Consider the following 16,771-nt stretch of genomic DNA (forward strand, 5'->3'; position numbering starts at 1 on the left):
GAATTGCATTCGCCTTGATGAAGACTCAAGGCGAATACATGAGCAAAGGGGGCAAAAAGCATTGCCCACAACCATAGAATCTCCCACAGGGCCCCTGCTAATTCAATGAGCCTTGTGCAGCTCCATGAGATCGCGCCCCCATGGCTCAGTCGCCTTTGCCCAGCACATACCGGTCAAAATGCTCGATGTGCTCGTCCAGGTTATCCTCGAGCATCATCCGGTACTGCTCGCAGAAGTACTTCAACAACTCTTCCCGCGCGGCAGCCAGTTCGGCACTGGTCTTGAAACTGCGGGCACTCATCCAGGCATTGAAGCGCGAGGCGCCGAAGGTCAGCGAGGCACTGACCTTGCCCAGGTCTTCGATTTTCTCGATCTGCTGGTTCGCCAGTTCGATATGCGCATCCGCGCGGTCGTAAAAAGCCTGATCGGTAGCTTGTGTCATTGCGGTTTACCTTGTTGCAGCATTCACGTTGAGTACCCGCGAAAAATTGTACTCCGTACACGTGAACCTGTATTGAGCCGCACAGTCTTAGCCGAGCTTTCAAATCGGCCTTGCCGTCGTTATCCACCAGAGCCATTCACCCCATGCGCCAAGCAGTCCGTCGCTTCCCCTTTGTCTCGCTCTGCTTCATTCCTTTACTTCCCCTGTTTGCCAACCCCGCCCATGCCAGCGGGGAAAGGCAACTGGTGGCAGCCATCAACGACTATCGCACCCAGCCACAGCGCTGCGAGCGGCGCATTGTCCGGGGCTCGACACCGCTGGTGCTGAAACCGAAACTGGCGTTGCCGGTCGGCTACAGCGGGGGTTTGCGGGAAGGATTGAAGGCTGCGGGTTATCAGGCGGTGAAGGTGCGGGCCATCCGCCTGGTCGGCGCGCGAGATGCCGAGGAGGCCTTTGACATGCTCCGCAGCGACTACTGCGCAGCCCTGCTCGATAGCCAATATGCCGATATCGGCGTCAGTCGCTCACGCAATGAATGGCGGGTGCTGCTGGCTCGGCCCCTGCTCGATGCCCAGCTTGACGATAGGCGATCGGCAAGCAACGCGTTGCTGGCACAGGTGAACGCTGCACGGGCGAAGCCGCGCCTGTGTGGTCGCAAGCGCTTTGCCGCTGCACGCCCGTTGACCTGGAACACCGCCCTGGGAACGGCGGCGCAGCGCCACAGCCGGGCGATGGCCAACGACAATTTTTTCGCGCACCGCGACCTCGACGGTGATCTGCCCGCGGATCGGGCATGGGATGCCGGCTACCGTGGGCGGCAGATCGGCGAGAACATTGCCGCAGGCCAGGGCTCGCCGAGCAAGGCGATGGCAGGCTGGCTGGCCAGCCCCGGGCATTGCGCCAACCTGATGAACCCGATGTTTACCCAGGTAGGTGCGGCCTTTGCCGAAAACTCGCGTAGCGATAACGGCGTTTACTGGACGATGCTGTTCGGCGCGCCTTGACCGGCCCAGGCTCCGGGGCTGGCCAGACAAACCTTTGCTACAGCACTTCGAACAGCCCCGCCGCGCCCATCCCGCCGCCAACGCACATGGTCACCACCACGTACTTCACACCGCGCCGCTTGCCCTCCAGAAGCGCATGCCCCACCATCCGCGCCCCGCTCATGCCGTAGGGGTGGCCGATGGCGATGGCACCGCCATTGACGTTCAGCTTCGCAGGGTCTATCTGCAAGCGCTGGGCGCAGTAGAGTACCTGGCAGGCGAACGCCTCGTTCAGCTCCCACAGGCCGATGTCGTCCACCGTCAGGCCGTGCTGGCGCAGCAACCTGGGCACCGCCAGCACAGGGCCGATACCCATTTCTTCAGGCGCAAGCCCAGCCACGGCGATGCCACGATACAGCCCCAGCGGCGCCCTGCCCGAGCGGGCGGCCAGGGCGCCTTCCATCAGCACGCAGGCACTGGCGCCATCAGACAGCTGGCTGGCATTGCCAGCCGTCACGCAGCCGCCTTCGACAACTGGCTTCAACCCTTGCAGGTCTGCCAGGGTGGTCGCCGGCCGGTTGCCTTCGTCCTGGCTGAGGCAGACTTGCTCATGGCTCACCGCACCGGTCAGTTTGTCGACCACCTTCCTGCGTGCCGTGACGGGTACGATTTCATCGGCGAACAACCCCGCCGCCTGCGCCGCAGCAGTGCGTTGCTGCGACTGCAAGGCGTAGGCATCCTGCGCATCCCGGCTGATGCCATAGCGGCGGGCGACGAACTCCGCGGTTTGCAGCATCGGCATGTAGGCGTGTTCGCTCATGCGCAGCACGGCAGGGTCACAGGCCTCGCTGGCAAGCTGGTTGTGCACCTGCTGCACCAGGCTGATCTGCTCCTGGCCGGCGCCGATGGTCACCTGCATGCCATCGACAATGATCTGCTTGGCCGCTGTGGCGATGGCCATCAGGCCCGACGCACACTGGCGGTCGAGGGTCTGCCCGCTGACCGACTGCGGCAAACCGGCTGCCAGCGCCGAAAGACGCCCAGGGTTGATAGCGGCAGTACCACTCTGCATGGCGGTACCCAGCACCAGGTCCTCCACCTGCGCCGGCTCGATACCAGCCCGTTCGACGGCTGCGCGAATGGCGACGGCTGTCATGCTGGGGGTTTTCAGGTCGTTGAAGGCGCCACGCATGGCTTTGCCGATGGGTGTACGGGCAGTGGCTACGATCACGGCGTCTTTCATGGTCGAAATTCCTCAGGGGACAAGGGCTGCAATTCGCTCAACACCTGCCGCAAACGGGCAGGCACCGGGACTGGGCGTCGACCCTGCCGGTCGACGAACACATGGACGAAGCGTCCGGTGGCGCAGGCCAGGGATTGGCCCTGGATGAAAACGGCCAACTGGTATTGCACCGAGGTGTTGCCCAGCCGGTTTACCGCCAGGCCCACCTCGATGTCCTGCGGAAACGCTACAGGCGACTGGTAGTCGCAGGCCGAGCTGACCACCAGCGCAATCGCCGCGCCGTGGTGGATATCCAGTCCGCCCTGCTCGATCAGCAGGCGGTTCACGGCGCTGTCGAAAAAGCCGTAATAGACCACGTTGTTCACGTGCCCATAGGCGTCGTTGTCATGCCAGCGGGTGGCGATGGGCGTGAAGTGCCGATAATAGTCACGTTGCCGATGCACGCTCATCAGTAGGCCGCCTCGTAGATGGCCAGTGCATCGGCCTGGGTGACCTCACGCGGGTTGTTGACCAGCAGGCGCTGCTGTTGCATGGCATCTTCTGCCAGTTGCGGCAGGCGATGGCGCGGAACATCGGCATCGCGCAGTCGCCCAGGCAAACCGCAGCGGGCGCCCAGCACAGCCAGTTCCTCGACGAACTGGTCAGCCTGCCGGTGCAGGTCGCCAGGCTGCAACCGCGCGCCCAACAGGGGCACCGCCAGCTGGGCATAGTCCGTCACCGCGACGGGCAGGTTGAAGCGCAGCACATGTGGCAACACCAGTGCGTTGGACAGGCCATGGGGAATGTGGAAGTGCCCACCCAACGGATAAGCCAGGGCGTGTACCGCCGCCACCGGGGCATTGGCAAACGCCTGGCCGGCCAGGCAGGCGCCGAGCAGCATGGCCTGGCGCGCATCCAGGTTGCCGCCGTTGTGCACGGCCTGGTCCAGGTTCTCCGCCAGCAGCCGCAGTGCCTCGCGGGCCAGCAGGCTCGACAGCGGGTTGCGCTTGAGACGGCTGGTATAGGCTTCGATGGCATGCACCATCGCATCGATGCCGGTCGCAGCGGTTACCGCGGGGGGCAGGCCGAGGGTGCACACGGCATCAAGTACCGCCAGGTCCGGCAACAGCAGGGGCGAGACGATGCCCATCTTGCTGGTGGCGCCGGTGGTGACGATGGCGATTGGCGTCACCTCCGAACCGGTGCCGGCCGTGGTCGGCACCTGGATCAACGGCAAGCGCCGGCCCTTGGCCTTGTCTATGCCATAGAGCTCGGCAAGCGGCTGGGTACAGTCACGGTGAGCCAGCAGCGCGACCAGCTTGGCGACATCCATCGAACTGCCGCCGCCAAAGCCTACCACCAGGTCGGCGCCGATATGCCGGGCCCGCTGGGTGGCCGCCAGCACACAGGCTTCGCTGGGGTCGGCGGTGACCTCGCTGAAGATCGCCACGCCGACCTTGGCCGTCGTGAACCCCGGCAGCAGGTCATCGAGCATGCCCAGGCGGGCGATACCGGGGTCACTGACGATCAGCACACGCCGTGCGCCGCGCTCGCGGCACAGAGTGGCAAGGCGTTGCACCGCGCCCGCTTCGCAGAGTATCTGTCCGGTAGTGGCAAAACTGAAAGGCTGCATCTGGCTCTCCTTGTGTCGTCGTTGGCCGAGCGCTAAAAGGCAAAGTCGCTCGCTGGCAGCGCCATGAGGCAATCTGCACCGCCCAGCAGGGCTTCACGGTGGGCGGTGGCACGGGGCAGGACACGTCGCCAGTAGAACTGCGCCGCGTGCAGCTTGGCCCGATAGAAACCCGTTTCGGCACTGCCACCCGCCAGGGCCGCCTCGGCGCGCATGGCCGCCTGCAGCCACAACGCGGCAAGCAGCACATAGGCCGAGTAAGCCAGGAAGTCCACCGAGACCGCGCCCATTTCCTGGGGGTCATGCTGGCAAGCCTCGACGACATGGCCGGCCAGTGCGCGCCATTCCTCCAGGCGCTGCCCGACCGCTGCCGCCATGGCATGCAGACCACCACCGGCACCAGCCGCCTCGACCTGCAGGGCCAGTTCATCGACCAGAAGGTTCAGCTCGGCCCCGCCATCGCCCAGCAGCTTGCGGCGCACAAGGTCGAGGGCCTGGATGCCGTTGGTGCCTTCATAGAGCTGGGTGATGCGGCTATCACGCATCAATTGCTCCATGCCCCATTCGCGGATATAGCCGTGCCCGCCGTACAGTTGCACGCCCAGGCTGGCGACCTCCTGCCCGACATCGGTGAAGAACGCCTTGACGATCGGGATCAGCAGCGCCGCCCGTCGGGCTGCGCCCTGGCGTGCCTGATCGCCCGCCGCTGCGTGCTCCAGGTCAAGCTGCCGGGCCGTGTAGATAGCCAGCATGCGACAGCCCTCGGTGAGGGCCTTCTGGGTCAGCAGCATGCGTCGCACATCCGGGTGGACGATGATCGGATCGGCCGGCCTGTCCGCCGCAACCGGGCCTGTCAGCGCGCGCGATTGCAAGCGTTCGCGAGCATAGGCCAGGCCACCCTGGAAAGCCGCCTCGGCAATGCCCAGCCCTTGCAGGCCGACCTGGAAACGGGCGTCGTTCATCATGGTGAACATGCACGCCAAGCCCTGGTTGGCCTCACCCACCAGCCATCCCAGGGCACCGTCGAAATTCATCACGCAAGTCGAGGCACCCTTGATGCCCATCTTGTGCTCAAGCGCACCACAACCCAGCGCGTTGCGCTCGCCACCCGGCAGCAGCTTCGGCACGAGGAACAGGCTGATGCCCCGCACCCCGGCAGGCGCATCGGGCAGGCGGGCAAGCACCAGATGAATGATGTTGTCGGTCAGGTCCTGCTCGCCGCCACTGATGAAGATCTTGCTGCCAGTGATGCGATAGGAGCCGTCGACCTGCGGCTGGGCGCGGGTGCGCAGCAAGGCCAGGTCGGTGCCGGCCTGCGGTTCAGTGAGGCACATGGTACCGGCCCACTCGCCACTGACCATGGGCGCCAGGTAGGCCTGCTGCAGCGCCGGGCTGCCATGGCGATGCAGGGCCAGCACGGCGCCTTCGGTGAGGCCGGAATAGATGCGGAACGACAACGACGCGGCCATCAGCATTTCGTGGAAACTGGCCGAGGCCATTTGCGGCAGGCCTTGTCCGCCGTAAGCCTGCGGGCCGGTCATGCTGGCCCAGCCATGGGCGACGTATTGCCGGTAGGCGTCGCGAAAACCGTCGGGCGTGGTGACCTCCCCCCCGGCCAACTGGCAGCCCTGCTCGTCACTGTTGCGGTTGAGAGGAGCGACGACTTCGCCGGTAAAACGCGCGGCCTCTTCCAGGATGCCGTCGAGGGTGTCGCGGTCCAGATCGATGCCCAGCTGCCGACAATGGCCGGCAACGTCGAACAGCTCGTGCAGCACGAAGCGCATGTCGCGCAAGGGAGCCTGGTAATTCATGCCTGAGCCTCCGCCAGCTGGTCGAAGCGCTTGCCCTTGGCCACCATCGAGTAGAGCAGGCCGGCCGGGCGCCAATGCTCGCCCAGTACGCTTTGCAGGTACTCCAGCCGGGCCAGGATGAATGCTGCACCCTGGTCATCGGCCCAGCGCATCGGGCCACCTGTGGCCACCGGGAAGCCATAGCCGTTGAGCCACACCCGGTCGATGTCGGTGCTGTCGGCAGCGATGCCTTCCTGCAGAATCCTGGCCCCCTCGTTGACCAGCGCCAGCAGGCAGCGCTCGACGATTTCCTCCGCACTGATGCCCCGGCGACGGTAACCCAGGTCGTTGGAAACCCTGAGCACCAGGGCGTCGACCTCGGGGTCATGCTCGGCCTGGCGGCTGCCAGGTGCATAACGGTAATAGCCCTTCCCGGTCTTCTGACCCAGCCGGCCCAGATCGCACAGCGCATTGTCCACTTGCACCAGCGGATCGTGCATACCCTGCCTGGCCAGCTGACGGGCGCGCCATTCCAGGTCGATGCCTACCACGTCGTACATGCGGAACGGGCCCATGGCAAAACCGAACTGTTGCAGCACCGCATCCACCTGGTGCGGCAGCGCGCCTTCGAGCAGCAACTTGCGCGCTTCGGCCACATAACTGCGCAGCATGCGGTTGCCGATGAAACCCGGGCAGTTGCCGGCCACTACCGCCACTTTGCCCAGGCGTTCGCCCAGCGCCAGGGCGGTATCGAGCACCGCCTGGTCGGTGTGCGCGCCGCGCACTATCTCGAGCAGCTTCATGACATGCGCGGGGCTGAAGAAATGCAGGCCCAGCACCCGCGACGGTCGCTGGGTCACCGCCGCGATCGCGTCGATGTCCAGCGCCGAGGTATTGCTGGCCAGGATCGCCTCAGGTTTGAGGTACTGATCCAGGGCTCGGAAGATTTCCTGCTTGAGTTCAAGGCTTTCATACACCGCCTCGATCACCAGATCGGCCTGGGCCAGCGCGGTGTAACCATCCACCGCCTGCACGCGCGCCAGGCAGGCTTCGGCCTCGGCCTGGGTTACACGCTGCTTTTCCACCTGCTGGGCCCAGGCCTGGCTGACCATGCTCAGGCCAGCGTCCAGGGCTGATGCGTTGCTGTCGAGCCACAGCACCGACAGGCCGGCACTGGCGAGGCTGATGACGATGCCGCGGCCCATGGTACCTGCGCCTATCACGGCCACCTGGTTGATCGGAAAGGGGGTATTCACGCGCAACGCTCCTGCTTGTTGTAGGTATGAGGACAGGCATCACCCTAAGCAGGCCGCAGGTATTTTTGAAATTTCCATTTCGTATGCCATATATTCTGGCCATGAATATTTCCAACTTCGATCTGAACCTGTTACGGGTCTTCGACATGCTGCTGCGCGAGCAGAATGTCTCGCGGGCGGCTGAACGACTGGCCCTGACCCAGCCCACGGTAAGCAACGCCCTGGCGCGGCTGCGCGACCAGCTGGGCGACCCGCTGCTGGTTCGTGTTGGCCGGCGCATGCGCCCTACGCCGCGAGCACTGGCACTGGAAGGGCCGATTCGAGCGGCCCTGCAACAGATCGAGCAGACCCTGGCCACCGGCGATGCCTTCGAGCCACAGCGCAGCCACCGTCAACTGCGCATCGCCCTCACCGACTTCGTCGAACAGCTGTGCATGCCACCGCTGCTGGCACGCCTGCAGGTACTGGCCCCACACTTGCGCATCGATGTGGTGCACCTGGCTCCCAACCTGCCGGCCGAAGCGCTGGACCGCGGCGACCTCGATCTGGTACTGGGGCGCTTCGACGAGGTGCCGGCACGCTTCAGCCGTCGCCCCTGGCGGCGTGAAACCCTGCAAGTCGCGCTGCGCCAGAAGCATCCGCAACTGGCGCCGGACCAGGCGCTGGACCTTCAGGCGTTCCTCGGCTTGCGGCATATCTGGGTACACGGTGGCCAGACCCGGGGCATGGTCGACCAATGGCTGGCCGAACAAGGCCTGACCCGGCAAATTGCGTACACCACTCCCAACTACCTGCAAGCCGCGCATCTGGCTGCCGCCACCGAGATGTGCGTGGTGCTGCCGCGGCAACTTGCACAGCAGTTCGCGAAGTTGCTGCCCCTCACGGTGCACGAACTGCCCTTTGCCCTGGAGCCGTTCGAGCTGGAACTGGTGCACCTGACCCACCGCCGGCACGACCCCGCCCTTGCCTGGCTGGTGGAGCAGATCCTGGAGCTCCCGCCTGCCTGAGGCCATCAGCAAATGCGATGGCAACCATGCCGCTCTGGTATTGGCTGGTGCCCGAACCGGTCCCCTACAGTGGTCCGCCCCGATAACAACAAGGACACACCATGCGCTTCCCACTGTCGATGCTGGCGCTCGCCCTGCTGGCGCCCCTCCCGAGCCTGGCCACTACGGCGGCAAAGGACGCCACCCCGGCCACCCAGGCCAGCAACCAGCAATGGCTGCAACGCCTGCCCTTCGATGACCACCGGGATTACGAGGCGGCCCGGCGCGGGCTGATCGAGCGCTTCGACGGGCCGGTCGCGACCGCCGATGGCAAGACAGTGTGGGACCTGGGCCAGTACCGTTTTCTCGACCCGGCGCAGGCCCCGGCCACGGTAAACCCGAGCCTGTGGCGCATCGCCCAGCTGAACACCATCGCCGGGCTGTTCAAGGTCACCGAAGGCATCTACCAGGTTCGCGGCCTGGACCTGGCCAACATGACCATCATCGAAGGCCAGGACGGGCTGATCGTGCTCGATCCGCTGCTGGCCGTCGAAACCGCCAGGGCTGGCCTTGAGATGTATTTCCGGCACCGCCCGCGCAAGCCGGTGACCACGCTCATCTACACCCACCCACACATCGACCACTTCGGCGGCGCGCGCGGGGTGATCGACGAGGCGGACGTAAAGGCCGGCAAGGTCCAGGTCATTGCACCTGAAGGTTTCTTCGAGCATGCCATCGGCGAAAACGTGCTGGCCGGCCCGGCCATGAAGCGCCGCGCCCAGTACATGTACGGCGCCCCCCTGCCCCGCGGGCCACGCGGCCAAGTGGATGCCGGTCTGGGCAAAGGAGTGCCGGCCAACGCCACCGTCAGCCTGATAGCGCCGACGCTGGAAATCAGCCAACCGCTGCAACGCATGACCCTCAGCGGCGTGGAGGTAGAGTTCCAGTTGACCCCGGGCACCGAAGCGCCAGCGGAGATGAACATCTACTTCCCTGGGCTCAAGGCATTGTGCATGGCCGAGAACGCCACCCACGTGCAGCACAATGTGCTGACCCTGCGCGGGGCGCTGGTGCGCGACCCGAAAGTCTGGGCGCACTACCTGGACCAATCGCTGTTGCGTTACGGCGACCAGGCCGAGGTGGTGTTTGCCCAGCATCACTGGCCGACCTGGGGTGGGCCGGCAATCCGCGAATACCTGGCCGACCAGCGTGACATGTATGCCTTCATCGATAGCCAGACCTTGCGCCTGATCAACCAGGGCCAGACACCGATGGAAATCGCCCAGAGCCTGGCCAGCCTTCCGCCGCGCCTGGCCAGCAAATGGTACAGCCGCGACTACTATGGCTCGCTCAGCCATAACGTACGTGCTGTCTACCAACGCTATATGGGCTTTTACGATGGCAACCCGGCCAACCTCGACCCACTGCCGCCGCAAGCTGCCGGAAAGCGCTACGTGGCGGCAATGGGTGGCGCCGATCAGGTGCTGTCCCAGGCACGCCAAGCCTTTGCCGAAGGTGACTACCGCTGGGTCGCGCAGCTGGTGAACCATCTGGTATTCGCCGAGCCGGGCAATACCGCAGCGCGCGAGCTGCAGGCCGATGCGCTGGAGCAGCTGGGTTACCAGAGCGAGAACGCCACCTGGCGCAATGCCTACCTCAGCGGCGCCCAGGAGCTGCGCGGTGGAGTAGCCGCCGCCACCGGCAGTGGCGGCAATGCCGACGACATGGTGCGGGCACTGACACCCAGCCTGTTCTTCGATTACCTGGGGGTACGAGTGGATGCCTTCAAGGCGGCGGATAGCGACCTCAGCATCAACTGGCGCTTCACCGACCTGGGCGAAGATTACGCCCTGACCCTGCGCAACGGCGTGCTCACCCATCGCGACCTGACTCGTCACGCCCAGGCCGATGTGCAGGTGAGCATGAGCAAACAGACGTTGGACCGCATTGCCCTGAAGCAGACCGGGTTCCTCAAGGAGGCCACCCTGGGCGAAATCTCCATCGAGGGTGAGCGGGTGAAGTTCCTGCGCTTCATGGGCGGCCTGGAGAACGCCGATTCCCGTTTCAACATCGTGACCCCTTGAGCCCCGGCGTCTTCGCCAGCAAGCCCGCTCCCACCGGTACCGTCTTGGCTTTCAGACTCACATTGTACCTGTGGGAGAGGTTTCAGCCCCCGTTCGCCAAGCGGTACAACCCTGCCAGCGCCATCAGGCACACCCCGCCACCCAGCGCCAATACCGGCAGAATCGCAGGCTGACCGCGCTCGGCGCGCAACATCGCCAGGCCCTCGCTGTAGCGCCGCCCCTGGCGGGCCAACAGCATCAGCGTTGCGCAGCCCACCAGTGCGGCCAGCGGCAGGTCGCCCTGTCGCAAAGCCAGCCCCGCGACTGCCACCAGCGCCAGCCAGGTACGCCGCCAGGCCAGTTCGGTGCGTTCGGCCTGCAAACCCGGGTCAAGCATGCCAACGCGGCCACAACACGGCAGCGGCCATCAATGCCGCGACCAGGCAACCCAGTGCCAACATCGGCACCAGCGCTGGCAGCGGCAATGGCCGGCGTTGGCGCAAGGCACGCTCCACCCGCAGCCAGCGCAGGCAGGCGCCGGCGCTCAGCAGCGTGCTCAACAACATCAGGCCGCCGACCAGCCAAAGCCGAAGCGGCGCCTGCAGGGCCTGGCCGGCAAAGGTCTCGATGGCAATAGCACCTCCCAGCAACGCCAGCGCGGTACGGATCCAGGCCAGGAACGTGCGCTCGTTGGCCAGGGTGAAACGAGGGTCGGGCGCCTCGCCTTGCCCCAGCAGGCGCCGAGTCCAGTCCGGCCGTGGTTCGAACACGTCCATCAGCGCACGCCAAAGCTGCGCAAAGCGCCGGGAGAGAAATACGAAAGGCTGGTGCGAACATTGAAGTCAAACGGGCGACGCTGCTCGTTGATCAGCCCTGACGCATGGTAGCGGCCACTCTTGAGGTCATAGGTGACCTCCATTGCGTTGACCGCCACCTCGCCGCCCGGGTGGTAAAAGCTGTGGGCCTGTGATGTACGCCACAGCTGGCCGCCAGCATCGTAGCTGTCGGTTTCGAGAATGGCCCAGGTATCTTCGTCCACATAGAAGCGTCGCTTGGCGTAGATGTGCTGTGCCCCGGGCTTCAGGGTCGCCTCCACCACCCACACCCGATGCAGCTCGTAGCGAGTAGGCGCCGGATTCACATGGCCAGGTTTGATCAGCTCGGCATAGCTCAGCTCGGGCGATGCCAGGCGGTAGCTGTTGTAGGGCACATGCAGGGCCTGCTTGCCCAGCAACTTCCATTGGTAACGGTCGGGGGCGCCATTGAACATGTCGCGGCTGTCGGCAGTACGCAGGCCGGCAGTGCCTGGCCCGGTGGTGTCGTAGGCGATGCTCGGCGCGCGCCGTACACGCCGCTGACTGGCACTGTAGACCCAGGACAAGCGGGGCTCGGCTACCTGGTCAAGGGTTTCATGGACCACCATGGCATCACCGGCAAGCCGTGATGGTGCCATCATGCGGTAGGTGAAGTAATACAGCACATTGCTTGCACCCAGCCCGCTCAGGCCTTCCGGGCGGGCCAGGTCCTGGCGCGCGCTCATCAGCACGAAGCGGCCGTTCTTGAGCGGTGTGACGCTGTCGGACATCTGAATGTAGCTGGCATTGCGGTGCCGGGTCAGGTGGTTCCAGATCACCTCCAGGCCATTGTCCGGCCGAGGAAACGCAATCACGCCACTGAACCCGCGCAGCCCGTTGCCCTGGTCATCCAGCTGCACCTGCACTGCGTTGCGGGCGGCCGAGGCGGCGACTCCGGCAGGCACCGCCACGCTGCGATGGGTAGGGTAGACCGGCAGTTCGAAGGTTTGCGGGAAGCGCTTGAGCAAAGCTACCTGGCCGTCGGAAAGCTGGCTCTGGTAAAGCCGATAGTTGGCCGCCGTGATCCGGTACAGTGGCTGCTCGGCGGCATACGGATCCAGCGGCGTGCCGTTGTCGCCCAAGCGCTGCTGGGCTACTGTCAACCCGCCTTGCCAGGCCGGGATACGGCCGTCCGGGCTGGCTGCACGTTCAGCGCCCACAGGGGTCAGGTTGTCAGGCAGGCCTGCTGCAGCCAACCCGGCGCTGGCCCAGAACAGGCCGATCATCAGCATTCGCATTTTCATCATCATGCCCTCAGAAGGTGACGCCCAGGCTCAGCGAGACAAAGTCCCGGTCGCCACGGGTGCCATAATCGCCGTCGATAAAGTCGGTGTACGACAGGCTCAGGCTGTAGGTGCTGGCAAGCGTCGCATCCAGCCCGACGCTAATGGCCCTGGAGCCTTCGCTGAAAGCCGAGCCCTCCACCGGGCCTGTACCGTGCACATCGTGCGACCAGGACAGGTTTGGCCGCAGGTCGAAGCCGGCGATCACGTTGGGGTAGGTCAAGGTGGCGCGTAGCCGGTAGCCCCAGGAGAACGGGGTCATGAAGCCTTGGTCGTTGCAGTGCTCTGGCGTCTTGGAAATCGCCCGGCATACGCTGTTGTCCGCCAGTTCGCCACTGTTGAAGGTACCCGAGCGGCCGTAACGCGGGCCTGTGCCGCCCTCCAGCCCGCCGACGTAGGTGGCCCCGGCCTCGCCCACCAGCAGCATCTGGTTGGCCCCCAGTACCTGGCTGAAGGCATGCACGGCGGTCACCTGAAGCTGGGTCACCTCCTTGCGCCGGTAGCCATCGAACAAGGTGCTGGCGCTGTCTGGCCGCAGCCCGTCGCCCAGCAAAGGTGAACGCCCCTCGACATTGAGCAGTGACTGGATGATGTCGGTGCCGTTGAGCTGCATGGGCATATTCGGCCGGTAACTCAGCTCACCCTGCAGAGCCGTACCGCTGCGCAGGGTGGTGGCGAACGACAAACCGTACATGCGGATGTCCTCGGGGTACTGCACGCGGTACTGGGAGGTACCCAGGCGCAATGCGCCGACCAGCGACTGACCGGCAGCGGAACCGAGAAACCCGGCACAGCCGGCCGGGCCAATGCCCAGGTTGGCGCACAACTGTGGGGCGAAGCGGCTGTTGTCGAAGTATGGGCTGCTGACCGTCCCCAGATAAGGCGTGCGGCTGTGATAGTTGGCAGCGTAGGCACCGAACTCGGTGTCCAGCGCCGCCACGTACCAGCGCAGCGAAACGCCCCACTGCCCGCCGTCGCGGGCATCCTGGTCACTGCCCCGGGGTATGCGCACGCCTTCGCTGGTCAGGTTCACGCCAAACGGTGCAAGGCCGGCCACGGCAGCCGGGTTGCCAAGCAACCTGGCCCCCACGTCCAGGCCATCGCAACCATCGGGCAGGAAGTCGTTGTTGGAGAAGAACGTGCCGCAGTTGTCGAGCTGGGTCTGGTCCCAGTCCAGCTGGTAGAAGCCATCGACCGACAACGCCTCGGTCAGGTTTTGAGTGAAATAGAACAGGTTCACCGGTACCAGCGCGTCCTTCACCTCCGAACCTGGGCGGCGCAACGCCGCCAGGTTGAAGGGATTGATGACGTTCAGTCCGCCCTGGATGAAGGTGCTCTCGCCCCAGTTCACCACCTGCTTGCCCAGCCTTACCGAACCTGGCTGGCCATCGATGTCGTAGAGGTAGTAGCCGAAGGCGTCGAGCAACTGTGTACCTGCGGTCTTGGCCGAGCGCTTGCGGTTGTTGTCCTCGACCGCCTTGAAGCGCTGGTCATGGTCACGCAGCGCCGTGTCGTACCAGTAGGTGCCACGCAGGAACACACCCAGGTTGGCATGTTTGAGCTCCAGATCATGGGTACCTTTGAACACTGCCGAAAACACATCACCCGAGGCAAAGTTCAGGCGGCCGTCATCACTGTTTGCACTATTGTGCAAAGCCGGGTCCGGGTTGGCAGTGGAAATGCTGGTGCCAAACGAAAGCGCTGAATCAAACTGTCCTTCAAACGCTCCAAGATTAAATTGCACGGCCAGGGCAGGCATAGAAAAAAGTGCAGATGCAAGCAACGACAACGGCCCCGAAAGACCAGAAGTACGGAATGCCATCACTCTTAACCTCTTATTGTGTTTATTCGAGAGTGAGTTGCGAGTTAGCGCCGTAACACGGCGCAAAGGCTTGTATGAAAGGGCTTGGGTAAATAAGCGAACGTTTCTGTTATCCTCGATTCGGTGTTCCCTGATACTAAGTAGGCCACCAGACCGGAACAAATAACGTCTCCCGATAGTTGCCATACCACTTCGGCATAGCCTGAGAATCGCCATGACTTTGAAACAGCTGCGTTACCTGATTGCCATTGTCGAAGCCGGCAGTTTCTCCAACGCCGCGCGGCACGCGTTCATTGCCCAGCCGGCATTGAGCCGTCAGATAGGCCTGCTGGAAAGCGAACTGGAAATGCAATTGCTGGCGCGCCAGCATGACGGCATCGAGCTGACCGATGCAGGGCGCCAGCTGTACGAGGTGGCACGCTCGGTGACACAGAAGCTCGACTCGGTCAAGGACGAACTCAAATCCAGCCGGGGCAACCCCAAGGGCCACGTGGCCATCTCGATTCCGGCCACGGCTTCGGCGTTGCTGTTGCCAGCCATCATCACCCAGGCGCAGGCACGCTTTCCCGGCATCAAGCTCACCGTATGGGACGGCTTGAGCCGCGAAGGCGGCCAGGCGATCGAGCTGGGCAAGGTGGATTTCGGTGTGGTGCCCAACGCCGAAGAGCTGGCGCACGTGGTTGCCGAACCCGTGTTCTCCGAAGACCTGTACTGGGTAGGCCTGCCTGCGCATGGTCCGGACGACTCACCAATCACTCTGGCCGAGGCAGCGTCGAGCCGGCTGGTGATGCCGCCGCGCAGCCTGCACCTGCGCAGGCGCATCGAGCAGGCGGCCATGGAAACCGGCGTGACGCTGGATTCAAGCTATGAACAGCAGTCGGCACCCGGCATAACCAGCCTGGTACGTGCCGGCCTGGCGGCGACCATCAGCAACTGGCCGCCCTTGCTGGACCTGGCAGCCCCTGCCAGTGCGCGGCTGATCGTGGAACCGCGCATCACCCGAACCATTGCCCTGGCCCATTCGCAACACAAGCCACTGTCATTCGCCGCCGCCTGCATGCGCGACCTGGTGCGCGGGCTGCTGGTGGATGCGGTGCGCAGCGAGCGCTGGAGAGGCACCCTGATCGAGCGTGCTCCACTGCCGCAGCAGAGCCTCTGAACGCAGCGCAGCTCAGGCCCGGGCCAGCGCAGCCGTGTCCACCTGCAGCAGCCGTTGGCGGGTTTTCTGCGGGTCCATCCACACCAGCCCGGTCAACCCGGCGATCACCAGCACCGCCCCGCACACCAGGAAGCCCTGGCCATACCCTGCCGGGTGGTCGGCTCCGGCGCCCTGCACCAGCAAACCCGTGACTACGGGTGCCGCCAGCCCGGCCAGCGAAGCGATACCATTGCCGATAGCCAGAATGCCGCCACGCTGCCCGCTAGGCGTGAACTCCGCCAGCATGGCTGGCCCCACCGAGTACATGACCAGCGCCAGCCCGCCGCTGAAGGTCAGGCTCATGATTCGCTCGACATTGCCCAGACCCGGCAGGAACAACGCCGCCGACAGCAACCCGCTGGCAATCAGGCACAGAGAGACGAAGGCTCCGCGCGACCAGCGCGTCGCCACCCCGGCGCGCATCATGCGCTGCGACAGCCACGCCATGAACAGGCTCAGCGGCGTGGTCACCACCACGAACAGCACGAACACCCGGCCGGTCATGATCGGGTCGATGCCCAGCCCGGTTTCCAGGTAGCTCGGCACCCAGGTCAAGGTCAGGGCCAGCGACCAATTGGCGGCGAAGTGGCACAGGTAATTGCCCAGCACCGTGCGGTCGCCGAGCAGACGACGGTAGGCGATGTGCGCCTGCTCTTCCTTGAGCTGGCCGGGGCGGATGCGGTCAAGCGTACCCTCGCGCCCCAATGCCCACCACAGCGCGCACCACGCCGCGCCGATCAGAGCCAGCACGATGAAGTTCATGCGCCAGCCATAGTGCACGCTGATCCATGGAATCATTGCGCCTGCCACCAGCAGCCCCAGTGCACTACCGGTATGCAACAGCGCCACCGGCAGGTTGCGCCGGTCGTTGGGGAACCACTTGTACAAGGCATGGGTAGCCACCGGTGACGCCGGCCCTTCGCCGATGCCCAGCAACACCCGGCAAGCGACAATCGCCCACAGGGAGGTGACGAACAGCATGGGCAACTGGATCAGTGCCCAGAACGCGCCCATGCCCAACAGCAGCGTGCGGGTCGGCCGGCGGTTGGCCATGAAGCCGCCGACCACCGCAGAGATGGCGAAGAACCAGTGCAACGCGCCGCCTACCAGGCCGAACTCGGCCGGGGACAAACCCAGTTCCCTGGACATGGGTACCGCTACAAGGCCGATGACCACCTTGTCCAGGAAGTTCACCAACATAAGCATCGCCAGCAGTACCGCAATCATCCAGGCCGTGCCTGC

15 protein-coding genes are annotated in these 16,771 nt (G+C 64.7%); 4 read left to right on the top strand and 11 right to left on the bottom strand.

Features of this window, described 5'->3' with window-relative positions; genetic code table 11:
* Positions 1-145: 145 nt before the first annotated feature.
* Positions 146-442 (bottom strand): DUF3144 domain-containing protein, encoded by a 297-nt coding sequence (locus IRZ77_RS22480; RefSeq protein WP_015269483.1) that lies wholly within the window; start codon positions 440-442, stop codon positions 146-148.
* Between the two features lie 143 nt (positions 443-585).
* Here IRZ77_RS22480 and IRZ77_RS22485 point away from each other — a divergent pair, with 143 nt between their 5' ends.
* Positions 586-1,446: a CAP domain-containing protein gene (locus IRZ77_RS22485; protein WP_196174458.1), complete on the top strand. Its 861-nt coding sequence runs from the start codon at positions 586-588 to the stop codon at positions 1,444-1,446.
* Positions 1,447-1,483: 37 nt separating this feature from the next.
* On the opposite strand, the gene IRZ77_RS22490 is transcribed toward IRZ77_RS22485, so the two are convergent.
* Genes IRZ77_RS22490 through IRZ77_RS22510 form a run of 5 tightly spaced genes read right to left on the bottom strand, consistent with a single transcriptional unit; the run spans position 1,484 to position 7,323 of the window.
* Positions 1,484-2,668 (bottom strand): acetyl-CoA C-acyltransferase, encoded by a 1,185-nt coding sequence (locus tag IRZ77_RS22490; protein WP_135002554.1) that lies wholly within the window; start codon positions 2,666-2,668, stop codon positions 1,484-1,486.
* The gene (locus IRZ77_RS22495) at positions 2,665-3,117 is read right to left on the bottom strand and encodes an acyl-CoA thioesterase (protein ID WP_085601503.1); all 453 of its coding nucleotides are present in this window, start codon (positions 3,115-3,117) and stop codon (positions 2,665-2,667) included. The genes IRZ77_RS22490 and IRZ77_RS22495 overlap by 4 nt, the downstream gene beginning before the upstream one ends.
* The gene (locus tag IRZ77_RS22500; protein ID WP_108481439.1) at positions 3,117-4,280 is read right to left on the bottom strand and encodes an iron-containing alcohol dehydrogenase; all 1,164 of its coding nucleotides are present in this window, start codon (positions 4,278-4,280) and stop codon (positions 3,117-3,119) included. Before IRZ77_RS22500 ends, IRZ77_RS22495 begins: the two co-directional genes overlap by 1 nt.
* Before the next feature lie 32 nt (positions 4,281-4,312).
* Complete coding sequence (locus IRZ77_RS22505) at positions 4,313-6,088, bottom strand: acyl-CoA dehydrogenase C-terminal domain-containing protein (protein ID WP_196174459.1); 1,776 nt, start codon at positions 6,086-6,088, stop codon at positions 4,313-4,315.
* Positions 6,085-7,323: a 3-hydroxyacyl-CoA dehydrogenase gene (locus tag IRZ77_RS22510; RefSeq protein ID WP_196174460.1), complete on the bottom strand. Its 1,239-nt coding sequence runs from the start codon at positions 7,321-7,323 to the stop codon at positions 6,085-6,087. Before IRZ77_RS22510 ends, IRZ77_RS22505 begins: the two co-directional genes overlap by 4 nt.
* 83 nt (positions 7,324-7,406) lie before the next feature.
* Between IRZ77_RS22510 and IRZ77_RS22515 the strand changes: the two genes are divergently transcribed.
* Together IRZ77_RS22515 and IRZ77_RS22520 are read left to right on the top strand one after the other, a co-directional pair.
* Positions 7,407-8,330 carry a LysR family transcriptional regulator gene (locus tag IRZ77_RS22515; protein ID WP_085601500.1) on the top strand — a complete coding sequence of 308 codons (924 nt, stop codon included), beginning with the start codon at positions 7,407-7,409 and terminating at the stop codon, positions 8,328-8,330.
* 101 nt (positions 8,331-8,431) lie between these two features.
* On the top strand, positions 8,432-10,393 hold the full coding sequence (locus IRZ77_RS22520) for an alkyl/aryl-sulfatase (RefSeq protein ID WP_153671706.1): 1,962 nt from the start codon (positions 8,432-8,434) through the stop codon (positions 10,391-10,393).
* A gap of 82 nt (positions 10,394-10,475) precedes the next feature.
* Here IRZ77_RS22520 and IRZ77_RS22525 read toward each other — a convergent pair whose 3' ends face one another.
* Genes IRZ77_RS22525 through IRZ77_RS22540 form a run of 4 tightly spaced genes read right to left on the bottom strand, consistent with a single transcriptional unit; the run spans position 10,476 to position 14,331 of the window.
* Entirely contained in the window at positions 10,476-10,769 is a 294-nt protein-coding gene (locus IRZ77_RS22525; protein WP_108481375.1) for a DUF202 domain-containing protein, read from the bottom strand.
* A complete protein-coding gene (locus IRZ77_RS22530) occupies positions 10,762-11,148 on the bottom strand; it encodes a YidH family protein (protein WP_046616306.1) in 387 nt (128 codons plus the stop codon). The genes IRZ77_RS22525 and IRZ77_RS22530 overlap by 8 nt, the downstream gene beginning before the upstream one ends.
* On the bottom strand, positions 11,148-12,458 hold the full coding sequence (locus IRZ77_RS22535) for a DUF1329 domain-containing protein (protein ID WP_046616307.1): 1,311 nt from the start codon (positions 12,456-12,458) through the stop codon (positions 11,148-11,150). Before IRZ77_RS22535 ends, IRZ77_RS22530 begins: the two co-directional genes overlap by 1 nt.
* A gap of 22 nt (positions 12,459-12,480) precedes the next feature.
* Positions 12,481-14,331 (bottom strand): DUF1302 domain-containing protein, encoded by a 1,851-nt coding sequence (locus IRZ77_RS22540; RefSeq protein ID WP_046616308.1) that lies wholly within the window; start codon positions 14,329-14,331, stop codon positions 12,481-12,483.
* Between the two features lie 214 nt (positions 14,332-14,545).
* On the opposite strand from IRZ77_RS22540, the gene IRZ77_RS22545 reads away from it, so the two are divergent.
* The gene (locus IRZ77_RS22545) at positions 14,546-15,490 is read left to right on the top strand and encodes a LysR family transcriptional regulator (protein ID WP_196174461.1); all 945 of its coding nucleotides are present in this window, start codon (positions 14,546-14,548) and stop codon (positions 15,488-15,490) included.
* A 12-nt stretch (positions 15,491-15,502) separates the two neighbouring features.
* Here the strand turns inward: IRZ77_RS22545 and IRZ77_RS22550 are convergent, their stop codons facing one another.
* Positions 15,503-16,756, bottom strand: a complete 1,254-nt coding sequence (locus IRZ77_RS22550; protein ID WP_046616310.1) for an MFS transporter — start codon at positions 16,754-16,756, stop codon at positions 15,503-15,505.
* Between the last annotated feature and the right edge of the window lie 15 nt (positions 16,757-16,771).

It is taken from the genome of Pseudomonas pudica, assembly GCF_015680405.1.
In the GTDB taxonomy this organism is placed as follows: domain Bacteria; phylum Pseudomonadota; class Gammaproteobacteria; order Pseudomonadales; family Pseudomonadaceae; genus Aquipseudomonas; species Aquipseudomonas pudica.

Bases quoted from the DNA above. Each gene is read 5' to 3' on its own strand.
- IRZ77_RS22490 (WP_135002554.1), bottom strand. From the start codon at position 2,668: ATGAAAGACGCCGTGATCGTAGCCACTGCCCGTACACCCATCGGCAAA.
- IRZ77_RS22550 (WP_046616310.1), bottom strand. From the start codon at position 16,756: ATGATTGCGGTACTGCTGGCGATGCTTATGTTGGTGAACTTCCTGGAC.
- IRZ77_RS22495 (WP_085601503.1), bottom strand. From the start codon at position 3,117: ATGAGCGTGCATCGGCAACGTGACTATTATCGGCACTTCACGCCCATC.
- IRZ77_RS22535 (WP_046616307.1), bottom strand. From the start codon at position 12,458: ATGCTGATGATCGGCCTGTTCTGGGCCAGCGCCGGGTTGGCTGCAGCA.
- IRZ77_RS22525 (WP_108481375.1), bottom strand. From the start codon at position 10,769: ATGCTTGACCCGGGTTTGCAGGCCGAACGCACCGAACTGGCCTGGCGG.
- IRZ77_RS22530 (WP_046616306.1), bottom strand. From the start codon at position 11,148: ATGGACGTGTTCGAACCACGGCCGGACTGGACTCGGCGCCTGCTGGGG.
- IRZ77_RS22545 (WP_196174461.1), top strand. From the start codon at position 14,546: ATGACTTTGAAACAGCTGCGTTACCTGATTGCCATTGTCGAAGCCGGC.
- IRZ77_RS22500 (WP_108481439.1), bottom strand. From the start codon at position 4,280: ATGCAGCCTTTCAGTTTTGCCACTACCGGACAGATACTCTGCGAAGCG.
- IRZ77_RS22485 (WP_196174458.1), top strand. From the start codon at position 586: ATGCGCCAAGCAGTCCGTCGCTTCCCCTTTGTCTCGCTCTGCTTCATT.
- IRZ77_RS22540 (WP_046616308.1), bottom strand. From the start codon at position 14,331: ATGGCATTCCGTACTTCTGGTCTTTCGGGGCCGTTGTCGTTGCTTGCA.
- IRZ77_RS22520 (WP_153671706.1), top strand. From the start codon at position 8,432: ATGCGCTTCCCACTGTCGATGCTGGCGCTCGCCCTGCTGGCGCCCCTC.
- IRZ77_RS22480 (WP_015269483.1), bottom strand. From the start codon at position 442: ATGACACAAGCTACCGATCAGGCTTTTTACGACCGCGCGGATGCGCAT.
- IRZ77_RS22505 (WP_196174459.1), bottom strand. From the start codon at position 6,088: ATGAATTACCAGGCTCCCTTGCGCGACATGCGCTTCGTGCTGCACGAG.
- IRZ77_RS22515 (WP_085601500.1), top strand. From the start codon at position 7,407: ATGCCATATATTCTGGCCATGAATATTTCCAACTTCGATCTGAACCTG.